Annotated in this window: 19 protein-coding genes and 2 tRNA genes; 13 read left to right on the top strand and 8 right to left on the bottom strand. The window is 65.6% G+C overall.

Features of this window, described 5'->3' with window-relative positions; all coding sequences use genetic code 11:
* Positions 1–7: 7 nt before the first annotated feature.
* From CAM01S_RS05205 to rpmH, 5 genes are read right to left on the bottom strand one after another with little or no spacing between them, the layout of a single operon-like run.
* On the bottom strand, positions 8–499 hold the full coding sequence (locus CAM01S_RS05205) for a Jag family protein (RefSeq protein WP_083527830.1): 492 nt from the start codon (positions 497–499) through the stop codon (positions 8–10).
* Positions 500–543: 44 nt separating this feature from the next.
* Complete coding sequence (yidC, locus tag CAM01S_RS05200) at positions 544–1,536, bottom strand: membrane protein insertase YidC (protein ID WP_066517334.1); 993 nt, start codon at positions 1,534–1,536, stop codon at positions 544–546.
* A gap of 9 nt (positions 1,537–1,545) precedes the next feature.
* The gene (yidD, locus tag CAM01S_RS05195) at positions 1,546–1,899 is read right to left on the bottom strand and encodes a membrane protein insertion efficiency factor YidD (RefSeq protein WP_066517333.1); all 354 of its coding nucleotides are present in this window, start codon (positions 1,897–1,899) and stop codon (positions 1,546–1,548) included.
* Entirely contained in the window at positions 1,896–2,285 is a 390-nt protein-coding gene (gene rnpA, locus CAM01S_RS05190) for a ribonuclease P protein component (protein WP_066517332.1), read from the bottom strand. Before rnpA ends, yidD begins: the two co-directional genes overlap by 4 nt.
* Positions 2,286–2,333: 48 nt before the next feature.
* Positions 2,334–2,471, bottom strand: coding sequence for a 50S ribosomal protein L34 (gene rpmH, locus CAM01S_RS05185; RefSeq protein ID WP_064002918.1), 138 nt, complete (start codon positions 2,469–2,471; stop codon positions 2,334–2,336).
* Positions 2,472–2,843: 372 nt separating this feature from the next.
* Between rpmH and dnaA the strand changes: the two genes are divergently transcribed.
* The 10 genes from dnaA to CAM01S_RS05135 all read left to right on the top strand — a co-directional run bounded on the left by dnaA (position 2,844) and on the right by CAM01S_RS05135 (position 14,112).
* Entirely contained in the window at positions 2,844–4,310 is a 1,467-nt protein-coding gene (gene dnaA / locus CAM01S_RS05180) for a chromosomal replication initiator protein DnaA (RefSeq protein WP_066518596.1), read from the top strand.
* A 407-nt stretch (positions 4,311–4,717) separates the two neighbouring features.
* Positions 4,718–5,869: a DNA polymerase III subunit beta gene (gene dnaN, locus CAM01S_RS05175; RefSeq protein WP_066517331.1), complete on the top strand. Its 1,152-nt coding sequence runs from the start codon at positions 4,718–4,720 to the stop codon at positions 5,867–5,869.
* A gap of 59 nt (positions 5,870–5,928) precedes the next feature.
* Positions 5,929–6,813 carry a phosphogluconate dehydrogenase (NAD(+)-dependent, decarboxylating) gene (gnd, locus tag CAM01S_RS05170; RefSeq protein ID WP_066517330.1) on the top strand — a complete coding sequence of 295 codons (885 nt, stop codon included), beginning with the start codon at positions 5,929–5,931 and terminating at the stop codon, positions 6,811–6,813.
* A gap of 25 nt (positions 6,814–6,838) precedes the next feature.
* The gene (recF, locus tag CAM01S_RS05165; RefSeq protein ID WP_066517329.1) at positions 6,839–8,020 is read left to right on the top strand and encodes a DNA replication/repair protein RecF; all 1,182 of its coding nucleotides are present in this window, start codon (positions 6,839–6,841) and stop codon (positions 8,018–8,020) included.
* A 32-nt stretch (positions 8,021–8,052) separates the two neighbouring features.
* Positions 8,053–8,517, top strand: coding sequence for a DciA family protein (locus CAM01S_RS05160; RefSeq protein ID WP_245631545.1), 465 nt, complete (start codon positions 8,053–8,055; stop codon positions 8,515–8,517).
* Positions 8,518–8,669: 152 nt separating this feature from the next.
* A complete protein-coding gene (gyrB, locus tag CAM01S_RS05155) occupies positions 8,670–10,655 on the top strand; it encodes a DNA topoisomerase (ATP-hydrolyzing) subunit B (RefSeq protein ID WP_066517327.1) in 1,986 nt (661 codons plus the stop codon).
* Between the two features lie 109 nt (positions 10,656–10,764).
* Positions 10,765–13,395, top strand: coding sequence for a DNA gyrase subunit A (gene gyrA, locus CAM01S_RS05150; RefSeq protein ID WP_066517326.1), 2,631 nt, complete (start codon positions 10,765–10,767; stop codon positions 13,393–13,395).
* On the top strand, positions 13,388–13,795 hold the full coding sequence (locus CAM01S_RS05145) for a DUF3566 domain-containing protein (RefSeq protein WP_066517324.1): 408 nt from the start codon (positions 13,388–13,390) through the stop codon (positions 13,793–13,795). The genes gyrA and CAM01S_RS05145 overlap by 8 nt, the downstream gene beginning before the upstream one ends.
* Before the next feature lie 91 nt (positions 13,796–13,886).
* A tRNA-Ile gene (locus tag CAM01S_RS05140) sits at positions 13,887–13,960 on the top strand.
* A gap of 79 nt (positions 13,961–14,039) precedes the next feature.
* Positions 14,040–14,112 (top strand) — tRNA-Ala (locus CAM01S_RS05135).
* 349 nt (positions 14,113–14,461) lie between these two features.
* Here the strand turns inward: CAM01S_RS05135 and CAM01S_RS05130 are convergent.
* The gene (locus tag CAM01S_RS05130) at positions 14,462–15,022 is read right to left on the bottom strand and encodes a hypothetical protein (protein ID WP_066517322.1); all 561 of its coding nucleotides are present in this window, start codon (positions 15,020–15,022) and stop codon (positions 14,462–14,464) included.
* Between the two features lie 118 nt (positions 15,023–15,140).
* On the opposite strand from CAM01S_RS05130, the gene CAM01S_RS05125 reads away from it, so the two are divergent.
* Both CAM01S_RS05125 and CAM01S_RS05120 read left to right on the top strand, forming a co-directional pair.
* A complete protein-coding gene (locus CAM01S_RS05125) occupies positions 15,141–15,674 on the top strand; it encodes a peptidylprolyl isomerase (protein ID WP_066517320.1) in 534 nt (177 codons plus the stop codon).
* Between the two features lie 159 nt (positions 15,675–15,833).
* Positions 15,834–16,544, top strand: a complete 711-nt coding sequence (locus CAM01S_RS05120; protein WP_306306278.1) for a rhomboid family intramembrane serine protease — start codon at positions 15,834–15,836, stop codon at positions 16,542–16,544.
* Positions 16,545–16,722: 178 nt separating this feature from the next.
* Here CAM01S_RS05120 and CAM01S_RS05115 read toward each other — a convergent pair whose 3' ends face one another.
* Positions 16,723–16,977, bottom strand: a complete 255-nt coding sequence (locus CAM01S_RS05115) for a cell division protein CrgA (protein WP_066517318.1) — start codon at positions 16,975–16,977, stop codon at positions 16,723–16,725.
* Between the two features lie 105 nt (positions 16,978–17,082).
* Here CAM01S_RS05115 and CAM01S_RS05110 point away from each other — a divergent pair, with 105 nt between their 5' ends.
* Complete coding sequence (locus CAM01S_RS05110; RefSeq protein WP_066518587.1) at positions 17,083–17,724, top strand: anthranilate synthase component II; 642 nt, start codon at positions 17,083–17,085, stop codon at positions 17,722–17,724.
* Between the two features lie 17 nt (positions 17,725–17,741).
* Here CAM01S_RS05110 and pknB read toward each other — a convergent pair whose 3' ends face one another.
* Positions 17,742–19,526: a Stk1 family PASTA domain-containing Ser/Thr kinase gene (gene pknB / locus CAM01S_RS05105; protein ID WP_157071435.1), complete on the bottom strand. Its 1,785-nt coding sequence runs from the start codon at positions 19,524–19,526 to the stop codon at positions 17,742–17,744.
* Between the last annotated feature and the right edge of the window lie 140 nt (positions 19,527–19,666).

The following is a 19,666-nucleotide window of genomic DNA, read 5'->3' as shown; positions in this document are numbered from 1 at the left end:
GATTGCGTCATCGGGTAATAACAGTGTGACGGTCGCGTCCTTCGCCGTGCGACTCCGACCGGAATCCACGCTCCGAGACCATGTCGTGCACGAGCTTGCGCTCGTACGAGGACATCGGCGGCAGCGACGCGGACGGGGAGCCGCCTTGGATGCGGTCGATCGCGGTCTCCACGAGGCGCTGCAACTCAGTAACCCGCGTGTCGCGGGATCCACCGATGTCGAGGATCAGGCGCGAGAACTCACCGCTTTCCGTCTGCACGGCGATCCGTGTGAGCTCCTGCAGCGCGTTGACCGTATCCGGCTTCGCGAGGATGCGAAGCCCGTCACCCTCATCATCGGTGACGGAGAGGTACACCCGTCCGCCACGCTCATCGATCTCGATATCCCCATCGAGGTCGCAGATGTCGAGAAGTTCCTCGATGTAGTCGGCGGCGATATCGGCTTCGTCCCGGCTGTCCTGGTCTGCCGAGACACCGTTGCCGCCCGCGGCCGGTTCCACGGGTGCGGCCGACAACTCGGACTCAGCAGCCTGCGTTGATTCGGTCACTTGTTCTTGCCGCCCTTCTTCGCACGGTTCTTGCTGACGGGCTGTTCCCGCTGCGTGTTCACCCGCGGACGTTCGACTTCGACCGTATTGACGACCGTGCCCGTTGCCCCCGCGGTCGCGAGCGGACCGATCGAGCTCCCCCCGTCGATCCCACGCCGCTGGGCCTTCTTGGCAAGCCGCGCCTCCCTGGCGAGCGCCGCCTCGGACCCTGGGGTGGGCATGTTTCTGATGACGACGTACTGCTGTCCCATGGTCCAGACGTTCGACGCGAGCCAGTAGAACATGACGCCGAGGGGGAAGCTGAGGCCCGAGAAGATGAAGACCAGCGGCAGGATGTAGAGCATGATCCGCTGCTGGCGGTACATCGGGCTCGCTTTGGTCTCCGGCGACATGTTCCGCGCGGTGATCTGCAACTGCGTGATGAACTGCGACGCGGTCATCACGACGATCATGGCGCCGGCGAATACGCGCACCTGCCAGTTCGTCGCGTTCGTGAACGTCTCATGCAGCGGGGCGCCCCACAGGCTCGCAACGCCGAACGAATGCGCGAGGCTGTTCGACAGCAGACCGATCCCGGTCTTGTTGATCTGAGCGGTGTGCAGCGTGTCGTAGAGGCTGAAGAAGATCGGCATCTGGATCAGGAGCGGGAGGCACGAACTCAGCGGGTTCGTTCCGGTCTCCTTGTAGAGCGCCATCGTTTCGCGCGACATCGCCTCACGCGAGAACTGATCGTTCTTCCCCTTGTACTTGTCCTGGATCTTCTTGAGCTGCGGCGCGACCTCGAGCATCTTGCGCTGGCTCTTGATCTGACGGACGAAGATCGGGATCAGCGCGGCGCGGACGACGAGCGTGAGGCCGATGATCGAGAGCACCCAGGTGAGGCCGGACGCCGGATCCATACCGAGCGTCTGGAGTAGCCAGTGGAATCCGACGAGGATCGCTGCGACCACCCATTTGAGCGGCCAGAGAATCGTTCCGATGAAGTTCATGGGAAGCGGTCACGCCTTTCGAGTGCGCTGAGGAAGCAGTGCCGGCCTGATGTCGACCGACGGCGATGATGGACGAGGGAGCACGAACCCGAACGGGCTGAGGGGATACGGACGACGGCGGGAGGGCACGTCATCGATGCCACCGGCGCTCCACGGGTTGCACCGGACGATGCGCCAGGATCCGAGTCCGATCCCGGCAAGCACCCCGTACTGCTGGATCGCTTCGAGCGTGTACCGCGAGCACGACGGGTGATACCGGCAGACGTTCCCATACAGCGGGGAGATCGCCGCACGATAGGCCCGCAGAATCACGACGCACGCATTGCGCGGCAGCAGTGCCACGACCTGCAACAGCGTGTTCATCGGTTCTCCAGCGATCGATGCGCGGACCGGCGTGAACCGTGTGCCGCACGGACGCCGCGCTCGAATCCGTGCGAAACGTCTGCAAAAAGAGTAGGCCACGCGGCCTGCGCGGCGGCTGGCAGTGCGCGAACCACCACGTCGTACCCGGTGGGGCCCGTCGGCATCAAACCATCGTGCGCGATCGCCTTGAGGCGACGGCGAACGCGATTGCGCGTGACCGCGTTTCCGACTGCCTTCGAGACGATGAAGCCGAACCGGCTCGGCTGATCCGTCGCGTCCTGTGTGAGGACTGACACGACAACGTGCGCCGTGGCGCACTTGCGACCACGACGCACGATGTTGCGGTAGTCAGCACCGCGAACGATCCGGTTCGCTCGAGCCAGCATGATCAGACGATCAAGCGAGGTTCGCGCAACCCGCCCGACTCCGAGCGGTCACGCGGAGAGCTCGGTGCGCCCCTTCGAGCGGCGTGCGCTCAGGATGGCGCGGCCGGCGCGAGTGCGCATCCGGGCGCGGAAGCCGTGCTTCTTGGCACGACGACGGTTGTTCGGCTGGAAAGTGCGCTTGCTCATTGATGTTCTCCACCCTCCACGCGCAAGACGCGGAGTCACGTAAATGCAGGTTGACGCGAATGGGCACGACCGATCGGCCGCAGTCAACTGGATAACGGTACGTGACAGAGCCCCGGCGGTCAAACGGACGGCCATCAACAGGGGTGGACAGATCATTGTCCACACTGTGGGGAAAACTGGTTCGGTACGACACGCACGAGTCCTCTACAGTTGTCGCATCTCCGGCGCTCCGTCCGGAGATCACGGGGGCTCGACGAGCAGCGTGCAATCACCGATGCGCGTTCCCCACACGTGGATAACACTGTGGACAAGCCCGGCCCAGACGCGGAGCGTCGTACGCATTCCACCCTGATCAGCGAGGAGACGAGCACGATGACGATCCCCGCAGAACCCGTCGAGCACGTGGAACTGTGGTCCTCGATCCTCGGCCTCCTCGAGGAGGATGCGCGCATCACGCCGCAGCTGCACGGCTTCCTCAACCTCGTGGTGCCGCGCGGCATCCTCGCCGGCACGCTCTACCTCGAGGTGCCGAACGATCTGACCCGGGGGATGCTCGAACAACGCATCCGCATCCCGATCACGGAGGCCGTTGCGCGCGTCGGGGACGATCGGATCGCGAACTTCGCCATCACCGTGAACCCGGACATGAGCCCGGAGCTGCATCTCGAAGCGGCGCAGCCGAGTGTCCCCGCGTACGTCGCAGCACTCCCCGATGTCCAGGAGCAGGGCGCCGCGCCTCGGCAGTACATCGAGGCACCGTTCGTGCCGGCGCAAGAGGTGCCAGGCGCCCCGGGCCGCCCCGAGTCCCGCCTCAACCCCAAGTACAACTTCGACAACTTCGTGATCGGCGCGTCCAATCGGTTCGCGCACGCTGCTGCCGTCGCCGTCGCGGAGGCGCCCGCTAAGGCCTACAACCCGCTGTTCATCTACGGCGACTCCGGTCTCGGCAAGACGCACCTCCTCCACGCGATCGGCCACTATGCCGAGAGCCTGTATCCGGGCATCCGCGTCCGCTACGTGTCCAGCGAAGAGTTCACGAACGACTTCATCAACTCGATCGCGAACAACCGGTCGAACCAGTTTCAGCAGCGCTACCGGGACATCGACATCCTCCTGATCGACGACATCCAGTTCTTGCAGGGCAAGGACTCGACCCAGGAGGCGTTCTTCCACACGTTCAACACGCTCCACGACCACAACAAGCAGGTCGTGATCACGTCTGACGTACCCCCGAAGCACCTCACCGGGTTCGAGGATCGGATGCGCAGCCGGTTCGAATGGGGTCTGATCACCGACGTCCAGGCACCAGACCTTGAGACCCGCATCGCGATCCTCCGGAAGAAGGCGCAGTCCGAGCACCTCCAGGTGCCCGACGAGATCCTCGAGTTCATGGCGTCGAAGGTGTCGAGCAACATCCGTGAGCTCGAAGGCACCCTCATCCGCGTCACCGCATTCGCAAGTCTGAACCGGAGCGCCGTCGACCTGGGCCTCGTGCAGACGGTCCTCAAGGACCTGATCACGCTCGACGACGACAACGTCATCGCGCCGACCGACATCATCAATCACACCGCCCAGTACTTCAAGCTCTCCGTCGACGACCTCTATGGCTCCTCGCGATCGCAGGCGATTGCGACGGCTCGTCAGATCGCGATGTACCTGTGCCGAGAGATGACGTCGCTCTCACTGCCGAAGATCGGACAGCTCTTCGGCAACCGGGACCACACCACGGTCATGTACGCGAACAAGAAGATCACCGAGCTCATGAAAGAGCGGCGCTCGATCTACAACCAGGTCACCGAGTTGACAAGCCGGATCAAACAGGAGCACCGCTACAAGTAGGCCGGCGGCCCAACGCCCTCCGGTGGTGTCACCCCTTGAGGGGGTTGCGCGCCCCGGAGTTGTCACCATGTGGAAAGCCTGTGGATAACTCGTGCGACACGCGGCCATCTCTGCACAGCGGTCGAATTCGCTGTGGAAGGACGGGCCTCCGGAGCCGGACTGACATTCGCTCATCCCGAACGAGCCCACAAGCGACTCACAAGTCACAGCCTTGTAGTTCCGCGCGGGTGCGCCGATCCCCAGAGTTATCCACACTGTGCACAGGCGTTATTACCGTTACTGACCATTTCTCTCTCACTCTCAAGGGGCCAACCCTGTGGACGGCGGAATGACAGGAATCGCGCCGCATCGCCGCTGTGCCACAATGGGGCGGCCGGACAACACCAACGCGAACAGGGGTCCCAGTAGTGAGGTTTCAGGTCAACCGGGACGTGTTCTCTGAGGCTGTCTCCTTCGCCGTCAAGCTCCTGCCGCAGCGCACGACGCTGCCGATCTTGTCCGGCGTGCTCATCCACGCCGATGCGGATCGGCTGAGCCTGTCGAGCTTCGACTACGAAGTGAGCGCGCAGACGTCGATCGCAGCCAGCATCGACGATCCCGGGACAGTGCTCGTCTCGGGGCGCCTGCTTGCCGACATCGCGAGTCGACTCCCCAACGCGCCCGTGCAATTCAGCACCGAGGAGTCACGGATCACCGTGACGTGCGGCTCGGCGCACTTCACGCTCCTGAGCATGCCGGTCGAGGAGTACCCGACGCTGCCCGAGGTCGGTGCGCAGACGGGTGTGATTCCCGGCGATGCGTTCTCCGAGGCCGTCGCCCAGGTCGCCGTCGCAGCGAGCCGGGACGATGTCACCCCGGTGATCACGGGTGTCCAGCTCGAAGTCGGCGATACAGAGCTGTCCCTCGTGGCGACGGACCGGTACCGCGTCGCGATCCGAACCGTCGCGTTCGACTCGGGCCAGGCTGCCGGCACCTCCGAGCCCAAGCACGCGCTCGTTCCTGCCCGCACCCTGCAGGAGGTCGGGCGCACGTTCGGCTCGGCTGCCACCGTGTCGGTCTCGATCAGCGGGACCCAGGACCGTGAGCTCATCGCGTTCCACGCCGATGACCGCACGGTGACCTCGCTCCTCATCAAGGGCAACTACCCGCCGGTCCGGCGGCTGTTCCCCGAGTCGGTCGCCGACTACGCCGTGATCAACACGGGCGAACTCGTCGAAGCGGTCCGGCGCGTGTCCCTCGTCCTGGAGCGCGAAGCTGCGCTCCGGTTCTCCTTCTCGGTCGACGGGCTCACGCTCGAGGCGATCGGTTCCGAACAAGCGCAGGCATCAGAGTCGATCGACGCGTTGCTGACCGGCGAGGAGACGGTGGTTTCACTGAAGCCGCAGTTCCTCCTGGATGGGCTGAACGCGGTGCACGCCGAGTTCGTTCGCATCGCATTCACGAAGACGGAGAACCCGAACAAGCCGGGTCCGGTGCTCATCACCGGTCAGTCCTCGCGAGACGACGCGAGCGCGGACGGCTACCGGTACCTGTTGCAGCCCAATCTCCTGCTGCGCTGAGGGCTCGCCCGCTACCGTCGGGCCTGATTCAGCCACCCGTTCACGAGAAGAGGGAAATCATGCACATCGGTCTTGTCGGCCTCGGGCGTATGGGCAACAACATGCGCGCTCGGCTCCGCAACGCTGGGATCGAGGTCACCGGCTACGACGCCAATCCCGCCGTGTCCGATGTCCCTGACCTCGCTGGATTGGCTGCTGCCGTGCCCGGCCCGCGCATCATCTGGGTCATGGTGCCGCACGGCAAGATCACGGATGACGTCATCACCGACCTCGCGGGTGTGCTCGACGCCGGCGACCTCGTGATCGATGGCGGCAATTCAAAGTGGCTCGACGACGAGATCCACGGCAAGCAGCTGAGCGAGCGCGGGATCCACTACATGGATGCCGGCGTCTCCGGCGGTGTCTGGGGCCTGGAGAACGGCTACGGGCTCATGGTCGGCGGCTCCGACGAGGACGTCGAACGGGCGCTGCCGGTCTTCGACGCGCTCCGGCCGGCCGGCCCGCGCGAGGAGGGCTTTGTCCACGCAGGCCCGACCGGTGCGGGGCACTACGCGAAGATGGTGCACAACGGCATCGAGTACGCAATCATGCAGGCCTATGCCGAGGGATTCGAGCTGCTCGAGGCGAAGTCACTCGTCGAGGATGTGCCCGGCGTCTTCACCGCCTGGCAGCGTGGAACGGTCGTCCGGTCCTGGCTGCTCGAGCTCCTCGTCCGCGCGCTGCACGAAGACCCGAAGCTCGATGAGCTCGAGGGCTATGTCGAGGACTCCGGCGAGGGGCGGTGGACGCTCGAGGAGGCGATCGAGAACGCCGTGCCGATGCCTGCGCTGAGCGCCTCGATCTTCGCCCGGTTCGTCTCCCGCCAGGGCGAGGATTCCCCGGCCATGAAGGCCGTCGCCGCACTGCGCAACCAGTTCGGCGGCCACGCGATCAAGAAGGCCTAGTCAGGCCTTCGGGGTCACGGCCCGCGTGCACGTCGAGACGCTCCAACTTCAGGACTTCCGGAACTACCGGGAGGCGTCGGTCGACCTTGCGCGCGGGCCGAACCTGTTCGTCGGCCGGAACGGACAGGGCAAGACGAACCTGGTGGAGGCGGTCGGCTACCTTTCGTCACTCGGATCCCACCGCGTTCCGACCGACGCGGCTCTCGTCCGACAGGGGTGCGACTCGGCGGTCATCCGTGCCCGGCTTGCCCATGAGGACCGCAGCATTCTCGCGGAGGTTCAGATCAACCGGACCGGTGCGAACCGAGCCCAGGTGAACCGCGCCGCGATCCGTCCGCGCGAGCTGCCGAGGTACTGCACGAGCGTGCTCTTCGCTCCGGAGGATCTCGCGCTCGTTCGCGGCGAGCCTGCCGGTCGTCGCCGCATGCTCGACGAACTGCTCGTACTCATCGCCCCGCGCATGCAGGCAGTGCTCGCCGACTACGACCGGACGCTCCGGCAGCGCAATACGCTCCTGAAGACCGCGCGGGCGACGGGCGCGCGCGGCGGGCAGCTCGCGACCCTGGACGTCTGGGATGACCGGTTGATCGCGCTCGGTTCCGAGATCATCGCCGCCCGCGACCATCTGACGCGTCGCATGGCTCCGTATGTGACCGACGCCTACACGACCGTCGCAGGGGAGGCGCACTCTGCTTCCATAGGCGGCGTCCTGTCGGTAGCTGGTCCGGACCCGGAAGACGCTGCGCCGACCGATGCTCCCGCGCAGGATGGGGGAGTGCCGGTGACGGTGAGTTGGGCGGCGGAGGCGTTTCGGGCCTCCCTGGAACGGCGGCGCCGGGACGAGCTCGACCGCGGACTGACGCTCGTCGGACCCCATCGCGACGACGTGCTCTTCCAGCTCAACGGGTTACCGGCCCGCGGATATGCCAGTCATGGCGAGTCGTGGTCATTCGCGCTGGCGATCAAGCTCGCAGCCGCGGCCGTGCTTCGCGCGGAGTCGCAACTCGGTGACCCGATCCTCGTGCTCGACGACGTTTTCGCAGAGCTGGACGAGCTCCGTCGCGAACGACTCGCCGGGGCCGTCGCCGGATACGAGCAGGTCCTCATCACGGCCGCGGTGCTCGGTGACGTCCCCGACCCGCTGGTGGCGCACACCGTGGCGATCGAAGCGGGGCGGATCGTCGGCGCCCCGGAGCGACTGCCGTGAGCGCGCAGGGGAGGCCGTCCGAGCCGTCGCGCGTGTATCAACATCTCAAGCAGGTGTTCGGCGATCCATCGATGCGGGGCGTCGACGCACGACGTCGGCGCGCGAACGAAGCGAACGCCGACTCCGTGCCATACGGCCGCGGGCGTGAGCCGAAGGGTCTGGCCGACGTGGTGGAGATCCTCACCGCCGACCTCGGCTGGTCGGAACCGCTGGCGCAATCCGATCTCGTCCGCGCGTGGCCCGACGTCGTCGGGGCCGAGATGGCTGCGCACACGACGCTTGTCGGCGTCGAGGACCATGCGCTGCTGATCCGGTGCGATTCGACCGCCTGGGCGACACAGCTCCGCATCATGCGGTCGACGATCACGACCACGATCGCCGAGCGGTTCCCCGAGGCCGGTGTCGAGTCCGTCCGTGTTTCCGGTCCAGGTGCCCCATCCTGGAAAAAGGGGTTCAGATCGGTCCAGGGGCGCGGCCCTCGCGATACCTACGGGTAAGCGGGCAAATTCGTCCTCTGGCTGCGAAATCGCGCCTCTACGGGCCGTTTTCGCCGTGGTCGAGGGGGTCCCTGCGGTAGACTCGAGCGGAGCAGACGTGCACCCCTGGCGCTCGCCAGGAGCCCGCTGTCCGGCAGGAGCGAACCACACCTATGACATCAGAATCTGACGACGCCCGAACGAACCCGCAGTCCAGCGACTCTTACGGCGCCGAACAGATCCAGGTGCTCGAAGGACTCGAAGCGGTCCGTAAGCGCCCCGGCATGTACATCGGTTCGACCGGCCCTCGCGGTCTCCATCACCTCGTGTACGAGATCGTCGACAACTCGGTCGACGAGGCGCTCGCCGGCTACTGCGACACGATCGATGTCGTGATCCGTGCCGACGGCGGACTCCGGGTCAGCGACAACGGGCGCGGAATCCCGACGGACATCCACCCGGCCGAAGGCATCTCGACGGTCCAGCTCGTGTTGACCGTGCTGCATGCGGGCGGCAAGTTCGGCGGCGGCGCGTACGCGGTGTCGGGCGGTCTCCATGGCGTCGGCTCGTCGGTCGTCAACGCGCTGAGCTCCGAACTCGACGTCGAGGTGCGCCAGAAAGGCCACGTCTTCCGGCAGAGCTACACGAACGGGGTGCCGGTCGCTCCGCTGACGCAGGATGAGCCGACCGACGAGACCGGCACGACGATCACGTTCTGGCCGAACGACGAGATCTTCGAGACCGTCGAGTTCGACTACGAGACACTGCGCACCCGGTTCCAGCAAACCGCGTTCCTGAACAAGGGTTTGAAGATCACGCTCAACGACGAGCGGGCCCCCGAGGACGGCGAGGTGGCGCGCCGCGACGTCTTCCACTACGAGCGCGGGCTCATCGACTACGTCGAGTACCTGAATTCGCAGAAGAAGGCCGACGTCGTCCACGCCGACGTGATCTCGATCGAGGCCGAGGACACCGAGCGGAAGATCGCGCTCGAGCTCGCGATGCAGTGGAACACCTCCTACCAGGAGAGCGTGCACACGTTCGCGAACACCATCAATACGCACGAGGGCGGAACGCATGAGGAAGGCTTCCGCGCAGCGCTGACGTCGCTCGTCAACAAGTACGCGCGTGACGCGAAGATCCTCAAGGACCGCGACGAGAACCTCACCGGAGACGACATCCGCGAAGGCTTGACTGCCGTGATCTCCGTCAAACTCGGCGAGCCGCAGTTCGAAGGCCAGACGAAGACGAAGCTCGGGAACACCGAGGCCAAATCCTTCGTGCAACGCGTTGTCGGTACCGAGCTCGGCGACTGGTTCGAACGGAACCCGACGCAGGCGCGAGACGTCATCAGGAAGGCGATTCAAGCCTCCCAGGCGAGGCTCGCGGCGCGGAAGGCGCGCGAGACCACGCGACGCAAGGGCCTGCTCGAGTCGGGCGGCATGCCCGGCAAGCTCAAGGACTGCCAGTCGAAAGACCCGACCATGTCGGAGATCTTCATGGTGGAGGGTGACTCCGCGGGCGGTTCGGCGGTGCAGGGCCGGAACCCGATGACGCAGGCGATCCTCCCGCTGCGTGGCAAGATCCTCAACGTCGAGAAGGCGCGACTCGATCGGGCGCTCGCCAATCAGGAAATCCAGTCGATGATCACCGCGTTCGGTGCCGGCATCGGCGAGGACTTCGACCCGGACAAGGCGCGGTACCACAAGATCGTCCTCATGGCCGATGCCGACGTCGACGGCCAGCACATCACGACCCTCCTGCTGACGCTCCTGTTCCGCTACATGCGGCCGCTCATCGAACGCGGCTACGTGTACCTGGCGCAGCCGCCGCTCTACCGCCTGAAGTGGTCCAACGCGGCACACGAATACGTGTTCAGCGACCGCGAGCGCGACGCCCTGCTGCAGGCCGGCATCGCCTCCGGCAAGCGGATCCCGAAGGACAACGGCATCCAGCGCTACAAGGGTCTGGGTGAGATGGACTACAAGGAGCTCTGGGACACCACGATGAACCCGGACACGCGGACCCTCCTCCAGGTGACCCTCGAAGACGCCGCCGCGGTCGACAGTGTGTTCGCGACCCTGATGGGCGAAGACGTCGACGCCCGCCGCCAGTTCATCCAGCAGAACGCGAAGGATGTCCGCTTCCTGGATATCTGACCGCCCGGGAGGCGCGTCATCCGGCGCGCGGATCCCTTCCGTACTCCGTCTGGTCGCGACCGCCGCGACAACCGCAACCACCGCCTCCGGGCAATGAGGAACAGATCACATGGCTGACGAGAACGACACCGCAGGCGATGAGCCAGAGGTCGTGCACGGCGACAGCGGGGACATCGTCGTGTCGGGGGACCGGATTTCGCAGGTCGACCTCCAGCTCGAGATGCAGCGGTCCTACCTGGACTACGCGATGTCGGTCATCGTCGGCCGCGCACTGCCAGAGGTCCGCGACGGTCTGAAGCCCGTGCATCGCCGTGTGATCTACGCGATGTACGACGGCGGCTACCGCCCCGATCGCGCGTTCTCGAAGTGCTCCCGCGTCGTCGGTGATGTGATGGGCCAGTTCCATCCGCACGGCGACTCGGCGATCTACGACACGCTCGTTCGTCTGGTGCAGCCGTGGTCGCTGCGGTATCCGCTCGCGCTCGGGCAGGGCAATTTCGGCTCGCCCGGCAACGACGGCGCGGCCGCTCCGCGATACACCGAGACCAAGATGGCTCCGCTCGCGCTCGAGATGGTGCGCGACATCGAAGAGGAGACCGTCGACTTCCAGGACAACTACGACGGTCGGACGCAGGAGCCGTCGATCCTGCCGTCCCGTTTCCCGAACCTGCTCGTGAACGGCTCGGTCGGCATCGCGGTCGGTATGGCCACGAACATCCCGCCGCACAACTTGCGCGAGGTCGCCGAGGGTGCCAAGTGGGCCCTCGAGCACCCCGATGCGTCGCGCGAGGAGCTGCTCGATGCGCTCATGCAGCGCATCAAGGGACCGGATTTCCCGACCGCTGCGCAGATCCTCGGGGTCAAGGGCATCCACGACGCGTACCGAACGGGCCGCGGCTCGATCACCATGCGCGCGGTCGTCAACGTCGAAGAGATTCAGGGGCGCACGTGCCTGGTGGTCACGGAGCTCCCGTACCAGGTCAACCCCGACAACCTCGCGATCAAGATCGCCGAGCTCGTCAAGGACGGCCGGCTCGCTGGCATCGCCGATATCCGCGACGAGACTTCCGGCCGGACCGGGCAGCGACTCGTCATCGTTCTGAAGCGCGACGCCGTCGCCAAGGTCGTGCTGAACAACCTGTACAAGCACACGCAGCTGCAGGAGAACTTCGGCGCGAACATGCTCGCGATCGTCGACGGGGTCCCGCGGACGCTCGCGCTCGACGGATTCATCTCCGCGTGGGTGAACCACCAGGTCGATGTCATCGTGCGCCGCACGCAGTATCGGCTCCGCGAGGCGGAGAAGCGCGCGCACATCCTGCGCGGCTACCTCGCGGCGCTGGACGCGCTCGACGAGGTCATCGCGCTTATCCGGCGCTCGCCTGACGTCGAGGAGGCCCGAAACGGTCTGATGGAGCTCCTCGACGTCGACGAGATCCAGGCCCGCGCGATCCTCGAACTGCAGCTCCGGCGACTCGCCGCGCTCGAGCGTCAGAAGATCCACGATGAAGCAGAAGAGCTCGAGCGCCGCATCGCCGACTACGAGGACATCCTCGCGACGCCGGAGCGGCAGCGGCGGATCATCATCGACGAGCTCGACGAGATCGTGTCGCGCTTCGGCGACGACCGCCGCACCGAGATCCTGCTCGGCTACGACGGGGACATGAGCGTCGAAGACCTCATTCCCGAAGAAGAGGTCGTCGTCACGATCACGCGCGGCGGCTACGTGAAGCGCACCCGATCCGACCAGTACCGCTCGCAACACCGGGGCGGCCGCGGGGTCCGGGGTGCGCAGCTCCGCGCCGACGACGTGGTCGAGCACTTCTTCGTCACGACGACGCACCATTGGCTGCTGTTCCTCACGGACAAGGGCCGCGTGTACCGCGCGAAGGCCTATGAGCTGCAGGAGGCAGGGCGCGATGCGAAGGGGCAGCACGTCGCGAACCTCTTGGCCATGCAGCCGGACGAGCAGATCTCGCAGGTTCTGGACATCCGAGACTACGAAGTCGCGCAGTACCTCGTTCTCGCGACGCGTGACGGGCTCGTGAAGAAGACCGCGCTCAGCGAATACGACACCAACCGCAGCGGGGGGATCATCGCGATCAACCTGCGCGACGACGACGTGCTCGTCTCCGCGCTCCTCGTCGACGAGTCCGATGATCTGCTCCTCGTCTCGCGGCATGGCATGTCCCTGCGCTTCACGGCGACGAACGGGGCGCTCCGACCGATGGGGCGCAGCACCTCTGGCGTCAAGGGCATGGCCTTCCGCGACGGTGACTCGCTCCTCGCAGCGTCGGTGGTGTCCGACGAAGGGTTCGTCTTCGTGATGACCGAGGGCGGATACGCCAAGCGAACCGCCGTCAGCCAATACCGCGTCCAGGGGCGCGGAGGGCTCGGCATCAAGGTCGCCAAGCTGGCAGCCGACCGCGGCGACCTTGTGGGAGGTCTCATCGTTTCGGAGGACGACGAGGTCCTCGTGGTCCTGCAATCCGGCAAAGTGGTCAGGTCATCTGTCGCCGAAGTCCCCGCAAAGGGCCGAGACACTATGGGTGTCGTCTTTGCGCGCTTCGCCGATGATGATCGAATCATCGCCATCGCTCGGAACAGTGAGCGTAACCTGGACGACCAGGCCGACGAAGCAATCGAACCTGCCGGCCCGGTGGAGACTGTCAATCCCGCCGAAGCAGCAGACGAGCCCGCCGACCCGGTGGCCGGAGAGGACCAGTCAACCAATGAGTAGCGTCGCCGAGAAGCTGCAGCGCAAGACGGCGCGTCCGGTGGGCAACCGCCAGGTCCGCCTCCGACTCGTTTACGTCGACTTCTGGTCGATGGTGAAACTGTCATTCCTCATCGCGCTCGCGGGAAGCATCGTCCTCATCGTCGCAACGGCGTTGATCTGGGTGATCCTCAACCAGACAGGGGTGTTCGGGCAGATCGACAAGCTGCTCCAAGACGTCACCGGCAAGAACAACTACACCGTGATGGACCAGTTCTCGCTCGGACAGGTCTTCGGCTTCACACTCGTCGTGGGAATCCTCAACCTCGTGGTCGGAACCGTGCTCGGCGCGATCGTGAGCGTTCTCTACAACCTGTCCGTTCGCATCATGGGCGGACTCCTCGTCGGGTTCACCAACAACTGAAACCGACCTCGGCGCGCCCTGCGCGACCGGCCCGGAGGCACGCCTCGATTCGTGCAAACCAGCCCGGTCATGTAGGCTCGTAGCCGGTCTTGGGGCTATAGCTCAGGCGGTTAGAGCGCTTCGCTGATAACGAAGAGGTCCTAGGTTCAAGTCCTAGTAGCCCCACTCACAATTCCACGACTGCAATTCCAATCCGCGATCGCGCGGACAACCGGATGCTCGGAGTTCCGAGCCGATCCACTCCGGGGCCTTAGCTCAATTGGCAGAGCACCGCCTTTGCAAGGCGGGGGTTAGGGGTTCGATTCCCCTAGGCTCCACTCGCTTGAGGCGAGCTCTGCTCGCGACTCCGTCGCTTCGCCTCGGGCGCTCGTCATTCCTCTGGCGCGCCGCCGCCTCTGCGGCGCGACGATTCTCTCGGCGAGCTGTGCTCGCGACTTTGTCGCTTCGCCTGGGGCGCTCGTCTTGTTTGTGGCGCGCCGCCGCCTCTGCGGCGCGACGGATCTCCTGGCGAGCTGTGCTCGCGACTTTGTCGCTTCGCGGGCGCTGGCTCGTCAGTTCTGACGTCGCCGGGCGCGCGGGGCCGCGACGCGGCCGGCTCCTTCGCTGTCAGTGCTTGGGGCACGCGAAACGGGGGCCGGCGATGCCGACCCCCGCTGCAGACCGTGGTTAGGACGCGGGCTTCTCCGCGGTGTCTGCGTCGTCCGCGACCCACAGATCGTCGTCGGCGCGAAGCGTCTGATAGGCCGCGTAGGCCGCACCCGCGATAGCGACCACGCCAACGATGATGAGTGCAACACCGCCGAAGCCGATGCCGGAGCGCTGCTTCGGGAGCTTCTTCTGCGCCGACTTGGCCTTCTTCTGTGCCTGCTTCACGATCTTCTGCACACGGGGATCCTTCACGGAATCCATCGCGCCGAGCACCGTACCGGCGGTCGAAACCAGGCTCGGGATGACGTCAGAAACAATGCGATCCTTCGTCGCGGACGCAGCAGAGGACGCCGCAGACATGCCCGTAGCGACCGCCGGTCGAACGCCGTTGTCGATCGCGTTCTGCACCCGCGGGGCGATGTCACGGCGGGCGACGTCAGCAGCGTTCGCACGCGCCTCCGCAAGGATCGCATTGGCATGCTCAAGCACCTGACGCTGCTCACCGATGAGCGAAGCGGTCTGGCCCTTGAGCTTCTTGAGCTGCTTCCGGCGCTTGCGGGACAGTTCGATCGTCGACATCTGGATCCTCCATGAACGGGCGAAGTGCACCCATACTGCCACCACGCTCCCTGACAGGTCACGGAGGGAGCACTGGAAGGCGGATGAGAGGGTCAGACGGCCATGCGAGAATGCACGCATGGCTTTGCACACTGCTGTTGCGACTATCCACACCAACCACGGCGACATCCGAGTGAACCTGTTCGGGAACCACGCGCCGAAGACCGTCGCCAACTTCGTCGGACTCGCAACGGGCACGCAGGAGTGGACCCACCCCGGAACCGGCAAGGTCACCACCGATCCCCTGTACGACGGGGTCGTCTTCCACCGCATCATCAAAGACTTCATGATTCAGGGCGGGGACCCGCTCGGGCAGGGCATCGGCGGCCCCGGGTACCGGTTCGATGACGAGATCCACCCCGAACTGACCTTCCAGAAGCCGTACCTGCTCGCCATGGCGAACGCGGGCATCCAGGGTGGCAAGGGAACGAACGGCTCCCAGTTCTTCATCACGACCGTCGCGACCCCGTGGCTGCAGGGCAAGCACACCATCTTCGGCGAGGTTGCCGACGACGAGTCACGCAAGGTGGTCGACGCGATCGAGGGCGTCGCAACCGACGGTCGCGACAAGCCGCTCGATGACGTGGTCATCACGAGCATCGACGTCGAATAGCCGGCGACCGTCTCCTTGAGCGATCCGGCGCGGAATCCCGCGAACTACTGCTACCGGCACCCCAACCGGCAGAGTTTCGTTCTCTGCCAGCGGTGCGGGCGGACCATCTGCCCCGAGTGCCAGACACCCGCGGCCGTCGGCGTGCACTGCCCCGAATGCGTGCGCGAACAGCGGGCGCAGTTCCAGCAGAATCGACGCGCAGTCGGTCCGAGTGGATTCACGATCGCCCGCCGACGCTTCTCCATGCTCGGGACGCCCGCCACGTTCGTCATCGTCGCGATCACTGTCCTCGTGTGGTTCGCGCAGCTCGCGACAGGCGGCGTGAACGGGCCGGTCACCGCCGCACTGCTCTTCAACCCATCGCTCGTCGCAGCCGAGCCGTGGCGTCTCGTCACGACGATGCTCGTGCACGGAGGCATCCTCCACATCGGGTTCAACATGTGGGCTGTGTGGATCTTCGGACAGATCCTCGAGCGGATGCTTGGATCGTGGCGGTTCGTCGCGCTCTACGTGATCAGCGGCATCGTCGGCTCGATGGCAGTCACGCTGATCGCACCGCAGACAAGTGTCATCGGTGCCTCGGGTGCGATCTTCGGTCTCTTCGCGTGCTTCTTCGTTTTGCAGCACAGCCTCGGCGGCAATGCCGTCCAAATCCTCGTCGTGATCGCCCTCAACCTCGTCATCGGGTTCATCGTGCCGGGGATCGCATGGCAGGCACACGTCGGCGGCATCGTCGGCGGATTCCTCACCGGCTTCATCTTCGCCAGGACGCGAGCCCTCCGGCGTCGCAACCTGCAGATCGCGCTGCTGATCGCGGAAGCGATCGCCGCCGTCGTGGTGTCCTACGTGGGCTATTCGCTCTACTACTGACGGTTATCCACACCGGTTTCCACAGTGGGGATAATCACACCGTTGTAACTCGCCGGAAGCGGCAGCGTGGGGGAGCGCTCACGGCACAGCGAACGAGCCAGTGTGAGAACCGTCGGGGCCGACCATCGTCGTGAGGCGATCCGCTGCAACAGACTCGCAGCCGCGGGGGAACGCTGGTTCAGTGCCAGCGGGTCGTCATCAGGAACCCGACGAACATGATCCCGAAGCCCACGAGGATGTTCCACGATGCGAGCGCCGGCACCGGGAGTGAACCCTGCGAGACGTAGAAGACGATCACCCACGCGAGTCCGACGAGCATGAACCCGAACATCACCGGCTTGAACCAGGGCGCGTTGCCTCGATCTGCTGCCGAGTCGACTGCTTCGGCGCGGGCGTTGCGAACGGGGCGGGTGCGGTTCTTGTCCTTCGCCATGGCCGGTATTCTAGCGGCTACTGATCGCGCGCCGGCGAACGCACCATTGTCCTCCGACGCACCATCGGAAAGCCATGCACCATCAACAGAGAGCGGGTGACCGCTGTGGCGACCATTCTCGTCATCGACAACTACGACAGCTTCGTCTACACGCTCGACGGGTATCTGCAGCAGCTCGGCGCGCAGACAGAGGTGGTGCGCAACGACGCGTTCGACGCCTCCGATGCCGCCGATCGCATCGCGGCGTACGACGCGGTGCTCCTCTCCCCCGGTCCGGGAACGCCTGCTGCTGCGGGGGTGTCGGTCCCAATCGTGCATGCTGCGATTGCGCAGTACAAGCCGCTCCTCGGCGTCTGTCTCGGCCATCAGGCGATCGCTGAAGCGCTCGGAGCGACCGTCACGCACGCCGAAGAGCTCATGCACGGAAAGACGTCACTCGTCATTCACAACGGCAGCACGCTCTTCGCGGGTGTTCCGGATCCGTTCACGGCGACCCGCTATCACTCGCTCGCCATCGTCGACGGCACGGTTCCCGACGACCTCACCGTCTCTGCGCGAACAGAGGGCGGCGTCATCATGGGCGTCGAGCACGTGTCGGCGCCGGTCTTCGGCGTGCAGTTCCACCCGGAGTCCGTGCTGACCGAGGGGGGCTATCAGATGATCGGCAACTGGCTCGAGGTCGTCGGCGTGCACGGTGCGGCGGAGCACGCATCGCGCCTCAATCCGCTCATCACGACGACGAACTGAACCCGGCTGACCAGCCGTCAGTGGGATGGCGTCGCCGATGGGCTCGATGTCGGCCCGCTCGTCGCAGAGGCGCTCGGCGATGGTGCTGGCTGGTTCGACGCTGCACAGTACGTCAGCGTGACCGACGTGCCCTGCTGGACATCGCCCGGCGGGACACTCTGCTGGACGACGATGTTGCCCGTGCACGTGTAGGTGGGTGACGGAACCACCGTCAGCCCGAGGTTCGCGACCGTCGAGTTCGCGGTCGAGAACGGCTGCTGCAGAACGGACGGCAATTGCACCAGCCCATTCGACACCGAGAGGTTCACGATGCTGCCCTTGTTGACCGTGCTCCCGGACGCCGGATCGGTGCTGATCACCGTGCCGGCCGGAACGTTCGTGGAGTAGGTCGTGTTGACCGCGCCGATCTGCAGCCCGAGCGCGGTCAGCGTGGATTGCGCCGCTGCCTGTGTCTGATTCGAGACGTCGGGGATCGTGACCTGCGCCGGCCCCTGGGATACGAGGACGCGGATCTGCTGCTGCGCCGCGACCCCGGTGCCCTTCCCCGGGTCCGTTCCGATGATGCGCCCCTTGGGAACCGTCTGCGAATTCTCGCCGACCTCGACGGGAACGAGATGGGCGCGCTCGAGCGACTTCGCTCCGGTGGAGTAGGTCTCGCCCGCGACGTTCGGAACACTGATCGCACTGCTCGTCGGCGGCGCCGGCTGCAGATTGACGACCCAGATGATCACGCCGACGATCACCGCGAGTGTCAGCAAGATCCCAACCCAGATCCACGCAACAGGAGGCCGCGACTGCGTCCGCTGCGGCCGGTCACCCTGCGTGCTCTCCAGCTCCCGGAAGGCGACATCCGGATTGCTCGTGGTGCGTGGATTCACGCCGAACAGGACGTTCGATGCGCCGCCGTCGGTAGGAAGGCGACGAGTGGCTGGGATGTGGCCTGCGGCGGCCTCCTGAAGATCTCGCCGGAACTCGCTCGCGTTCTGGAAGCGGACGTTTCGGTCCTTCGCGAGCGCGTGCAGCGTGACCGCATCGAGCGCCGGCGAGACGGCCGGGTTGATCATCGAGGGCGCAAGCGGCTGCTCACTCACGTGCTGGTACGCAACCGCGACCGGCGAATCGCCGATGAACGGGGGGCGGCCGGTGAGGAGCTCGAACAGGACGACGCCGGTCGAGTACAGGTCGGTGCGGGCGTCGACCGTTTCCCCGCGCGCCTGCTCGGGCGAGAAGTAGGCGGCAGTCCCGAGGATCGACGTGGTCTGCGCGACGGTTGCAGATGTGTCGGTGATCGCGCGCGCGATGCCGAAGTCCATGACCTTGACCTGGCCCGCCGGTGTCATCATGACGTTCGCCGGCTTGATGTCGCGGTGGATCACGCCGGCGCGATGCGAGTACTCGAGCGCGGTGAGGATGCCCTCGGCGATTCGGATGGCCTCCGGCGGGCTGACCGGACCGTCGGTCAGGATGTCGCTGAGCGGGCGTCCCTCGACGAACTCCATGACGATGAACGGAACCTGCACAGTTGCGCCGGACGGTTCGACGACGTCTTCCTCACCGGCGTCGTACACGCGGACGATCGTGGGGTGCGCCATGCGGGCGGCAGCCTGCGCCTCCTGACGGAAGCGGGTACGGAACGCCGGGTCATCGGCGAGACTCGGCTTCAGCAACTTGATCGCGACGCGACGCCCGAGCTTGGTGTCGAAGCCCTCGTGCACCGTCGCCATACCGCCCCGACCGATCACTGCACCGATCTCATAGCGGTTCGCGAGAAGGGTGATCCCCGCGGTGACGCCTTCTGCCAACGTACTCCTCCGTCGTCCCTCGGGTGTCAGTGTACGGCAGGCTTTCCTGGCCGGACCCTGGCGGCGACCGCTCCGAACAGACCGTTGACGAACCGATATGCAGCGGTTGTGAACCGCGGATCGCGCGCCCGGAACGGGGC

The sequence above is a fragment of the Curtobacterium ammoniigenes NBRC 101786 genome (genome assembly GCF_001571045.1).
In the GTDB taxonomy this organism is placed as follows: Bacteria; Actinomycetota; Actinomycetes; order Actinomycetales; family Microbacteriaceae; genus Curtobacterium; species Curtobacterium ammoniigenes.
This window is presented reverse-complemented; position numbering and strand designations above follow the sequence as displayed.